1 protein-coding gene and 1 pseudogene are annotated in these 661 nt (G+C 47.8%); both read left to right on the top strand.

The genetic code is table 11. The features are described from left to right. Positions 1–285, top strand: a pseudogene (locus B3L97_RS08580) (transcription termination factor Rho); the annotation flags it as partial. Positions 286–319: 34 nt separating this feature from the next. Continuing rightward, the coding region (locus tag B3L97_RS08575; protein ID WP_286934832.1) for a hypothetical protein at positions 320–661 on the top strand (342 nt) is incomplete at its 3' end.

Raw genomic sequence — 661 nt, 5'->3', positions numbered from 1 at the left:
CGTATGGATGATGTTATTTATGAAGAGTTTAAAGGAACTGGAAACATGGAACTTCATCTCTCCCGTAAGCTGGCAGAACAGCGAATTTTCCCGGCGGTGGATATTACGAAATCTGGAACACGCCGAGAAGAACTCCTGATGCCAGAAGATGACTTGAGCCGAGTATGGCTCTTGCGCCGTCGGATGGTAAACGTTGATGAAGCTGGGGCTTTATCTCTCATTATCGACAAGCTGAAAAAAAGCCAGACAAATAAAGATTTCCTGTTGACCATTAAGATGGCGTAGTATAAAGTATTGGGAGTGTTAAGGGGGGACGATGATGAACGATTCTCCAGGTAAAGGAAATCATTCTAAATCGGGCCGCATGGGTTTTATGATCGTTATGCTGCTCATGTTCAGTACAGCTGTTTTTCTCACTGTTTGTGCGAGTAACCGTTCCGCAGGGGTAGCCTGGGGAAATCTTCAGCAGAACGATAGCGATGATAAAAATGAAGAAGATACCCACGTGCCGGCGGGTTTTGTAGTTATCGATATGTCAGGAGCGGTAGCAAGCGAACCAGAAGCTGCGAGTGAAGAGGAGGGCGGCATCGGACCTCTTTCTGCTGATGAGTCGGCTTATTCAGAAGAGCCAGTGCTTATGGCAGGGGGGGGGGGGAGGAGA

Origin of the sequence: Aminobacterium sp. UBA4834 (assembly GCF_002400205.1) — a bacterium.
GTDB lineage: Bacteria > Synergistota > Synergistia > Synergistales > Aminobacteriaceae > Aminobacterium > Aminobacterium mobile.
This window is presented reverse-complemented; position numbering and strand designations above follow the sequence as displayed.